At 45.2% G+C, this 3,971-nt stretch carries 4 protein-coding genes; 3 read left to right on the top strand and 1 reads right to left on the bottom strand.

From position 1 onward, the window contains the following. Positions 1 to 295 precede the first annotated feature (295 nt). The 3 genes from JCM16496_RS24755 (at position 296) to JCM16496_RS20720 (ending at position 3,167) form a co-directional block, all read left to right on the top strand. Positions 296 to 418 carry a hypothetical protein gene (locus tag JCM16496_RS24755; protein ID WP_262482791.1) on the top strand — a complete coding sequence of 41 codons (123 nt, stop codon included), beginning with the start codon at positions 296 to 298 and terminating at the stop codon, positions 416 to 418. Positions 419 to 480: 62 nt separating this feature from the next. Then, entirely contained in the window at positions 481 to 1,788 is a 1,308-nt protein-coding gene (locus JCM16496_RS20725) for a hypothetical protein (RefSeq protein WP_128809784.1), read from the top strand. A 35-nt stretch (positions 1,789 to 1,823) separates the two neighbouring features. Next, on the top strand, positions 1,824 to 3,167 hold the full coding sequence (locus tag JCM16496_RS20720; protein WP_025836392.1) for a hypothetical protein: 1,344 nt from the start codon (positions 1,824 to 1,826) through the stop codon (positions 3,165 to 3,167). Between the two features lie 575 nt (positions 3,168 to 3,742). Here JCM16496_RS20720 and JCM16496_RS22845 read toward each other — a convergent pair. Continuing rightward, a partial coding sequence (locus JCM16496_RS22845; RefSeq protein ID WP_159102490.1) for a hypothetical protein occupies positions 3,743 to 3,971 on the bottom strand: 229 nt, incomplete at its 5' end.

Genomic DNA, 3,971 nt, shown 5'->3' with positions numbered 1-3,971 from the left:
GCGGGGCTATGAAAGGGATTTATACCTTATTATATAGGTAGCACGGCGGTCGGTTGCACTTTATTATATAAGGCAAAAACATTCACTCGGAAAATAATAAGATGCCGCATGAAAGTATATAAGTATGGGAACGAATAGGCATACAAGCTTTAAACATACCGAGTATGGGAGCAAATAGGTATATAAGCTTTAAACATACCAGGCATGTGAGCAAATAGCTTATAAGCTGGAAACCATACAAGACAAGAAGAGAAACAACAATTTATATTATTAACAACTAATTTTTTTTACGATTATGAAAATGGAAAAAGAAATGAAGTACGAAGCTCCGGAGGTGGAAGTGCTGGAAGTGGAAGTAGAACTGGGATTCGTTGAATCCAATGGAGACCAAAACGAACCGGGTCCGGTAGTTCCTTGAGAAGGTTAATTGCTGAGATGCAAAACGCATGAATTGAATATTAATTAATATTATTGAAAGAAATGAGAACAAAGCAATTATTGATGGCTTTGGCCCTGCCTGCAGTCTTTGTGGCTTGCCAAGACCAAGATGTTGTTTCTACACCTAATGGCAGTGTAGAAGGACAATTCGTTAATTTAGGAAAGGGATTCACCCTTATCGGTGGCACTGAAAACGATGCTACGACAAGAGGACAATGGACTTCCGGAGATGATGGAGTTAGATTCGTATGGCAACCTGTTGCTACAACGGCAGGGGGTACTACATACACTCCTGACCAGATAGGTCTGGCCTGGACAGGTGTATGCCTGGACAAGGAAGGTAATGTAAATGTTGACGGAAGCGCCGTTACCGCAGTGGATGACCGGGTGTTCACTAACTACAAGTTCAGCCACTTCGGTTGGAAAATCAACGGAACAGAACCGACGGTGGACGAATGTACCGGTGAACTTAAAGCAGGCACATTTGCACCGGTGAATGGATACACTGACCAGACCAATACACTGGCCGGAGCATATTCTACCACTACAGGTGACATGGAGTATGCCGCAACACCTGGTGCCATAACAGCATGGCCCGGATATACTAAGACAGACGGTGAAACCAATGGTAGCGAAGGTTTGTTCAACACGAACAACTCCACTGTTTACGCGGGAAAATATATCGTGTATTCTCCTTATGACGCAAAGAATACCTCCAACTACATCATCGCTACTTCTAAAGAGGAATTTGCAATATCCGATTTCCAGGCAGAGGCAACAAGAGCCAAGACTATGGAAGAGTTTACCAATGAAATCTTCAAATATGGTTTTACTACTATCCAGGAAGGCGGTGACAGAACAACCAAATTCGCAACAGAGAACTTGAACGGTTATGTAGGTATCAAGCTGAAAAGCAAATCCGGCGATAACACAATCAAGAAAGTTATCCTTTACGATGCAACCGGCAAGAACCTGCTTACCAAGGTTGGTTTGAGCGCAAAAGGCATCTACGCAGGACAGTCCGGAAAGAATTTGTACATGGACAATGCAAAGGTGACAAAAGAGTATACAGAAACCATTACGGCAACTATTGGCGGTGGAAACGGAACGGCTGTGGCAGATGATGCTTATTCTTATATAACCATACCCGTATTGCCTACCGAGGCTGCTATCTCTTCATTGAAGGTAATCCTGATTAATGAAAATAACCTGGCTGTAGAGACGGAAATCAAAAACATCACCATCGAGCGTAACGCATACGCCACAGGTAGCTGGATTGACTTCAAAGACATTGACTTCACCAACGCTCCTTATCTGGCTACGGACCTGACTTCTCTGGACGCTGCGTGAGAGCTGCAAATGTTTCAGGTAATTCTGCAAAAGACATGTCTATCCGTCTGTTGGGTAATGCCACCTTGACGGCTGACTACACACTTCCCACAATGGCTGCTAAATCCATCACTATCGAAGGCGGAAAGATTATTGTGCCGGATGCTGCGGGATCTAGTGCATCTGATGCAATTGTGTTGTCCGTTGGTGACGGTTATACTATCAACAGCAACATCGACGTACTGCAGTCTTGCTGCAAAGACTTTGGTGGCGAACTGGCTGTGACAGGTGCCGCTACTTTGGGCGGTGTTATCAACATTGGCGCAGCAGAAGCTGTGGAAGATGCTGCACACGAAGCTAAATTGAACTTCAATGGAGAAAAAACAGTGAGCACGCTGACCGGAACTATCAACAACTATGGCAAGGCGGTTATCGCTAAGGCAACAACAACCGATGCCGCTTCACACCAGGTGACGGTAGATGGCGGTACTATCAACAACTACGACAGCTTTGTTATCGAAACAACAGGTGATGTAAAAAAACAAGACGCCAAACTGTTCGTGGAAACCGGTGCATTGAACAATGCTGAAAGCGCAGAAATGACCGTGGCAGGTGTACTTGCTGTAGGCAACTCTGCAACAGCCAGCAACAATGGTATCGTTGTAGATAAGATTTCGAGCCAGGTGACAGGTAATATCCAGAAATTAGGCGTGGCTCCCGGACAATATGTGTCGGAAGTTGACAACCCGGGTAACCGCTTTGAGGCAGCTCTTTACTATCGTCCTACTACAACTGTAAGATTTGTAAATACTGATAGTAGTGATAAACCTTACGACCTGAACAAATTGAATGACAGCAAACTGAAGGCAAGTATCACTACTTATGAAGTGAATGCTGCAAAGGCAATAACCTTCAACTCTGGAGCAAACACCGACATTGCAGTAAAAATGAAGAACTTGATTGTCAAGAGTGCATTGGGTGTTACGGCTGCAAAGGACGGTAAAACTAACTACATGACATTGGCCGTTGAAAACTTGAATGTAGAAGCTGCTGTAACTTTCAGTGATGTAGCTGACAATACGAAAGCTATTTTGAAGGGAACAAATGTGACTGTAAAAGCAGGCGGTTCTGTAGCAATGGGCAAATTTAACCGCTCTGAAATAGCAACTTTGCTTGTGAACGCAAATGAAGGTCAGAAAAACGCAGGTGCAATCACTTTCAATTTCAGCAGCCAGACTTTGATCTCCAAAAACATTACAGTAAATGGTACGGCGGATATTCTGCAGGCTACCGGGTCTACCAGTACTGATGTTGCCGGTGATGTATGGCTTCTTGAAGGCGCTACTTCTGTGGGCGATGGTAATTGGTTGCATGGTATTCCGACTCCATGGGCAAATTAATGTCGATGGACCGGACCCTATAGCCTGAAAGACTGTAGACTGAATCCTATATGCTGAATCCCCGTCCGGAGCATCCTGTACGATGCGCGGACGGGGATTCTTCTTTTATCCCTTTCGCACCTCGGACTTCTCCCGCTCTGCGGCTTCTCTTGCTCCCGGAACTACAGATGACATCACCGTACCCTGATTGGCACAATCGCCTGTCCCGTCCTGTGTCCTGATGTCCGCTCAATTGTAAAGAAACACCTTGCCGCCTTTCTGCTTCTCGTAGTTCAGAAACCTGTGCAGGAGGGAAAACGACCCTTTGATACCACAAAAGTGGCATATCGCCGCACGACATTTCACAATGTCGGCGAATTATTTTCGGCAACAGTCATACGGCGCTTTCTTTTATAAACTATAAAAAAATCAAAACAGTTTCTAAGTAGATGTTGAAATTTAGTTTTATCATAATCATAGTAGTATCTTAAATTCCCCTCCTCCCCGGAGGGTGTCAAAATGCTGACACAACCTCTTCTCTATTGTTCGCCCAGCACGCACATATTCTAACGGGGGTAGTCCCCAGTGTGCCCCCGTTATCCGGCAGAACCATAAACAGACTTCCTTCCCGATGCATCATCCACGATGTACGGGTGGGGAGTCTCTTTGTAAGCATAGGTGCGGGTATCTTGTTTATCAGCCTCTCCATACTGCAAGCTTTCCGCATCCCTTTTGCAGTGACACTGCAAAGTGATGGCAACATGGCAAAGTAATAGTCCCCCCATAAACCGCTTGCGGCGGCACTGCAGGAAACTTGCAGTGCCG

This window comes from Bacteroides rodentium JCM 16496 (assembly GCF_000614125.1).
In the GTDB taxonomy this organism is placed as follows: domain Bacteria; phylum Bacteroidota; class Bacteroidia; order Bacteroidales; family Bacteroidaceae; genus Bacteroides; species Bacteroides rodentium.
The sequence above is the reverse complement of the archived record's forward strand: the minus strand, read 5'-3'. Positions and strand labels throughout refer to the sequence as shown.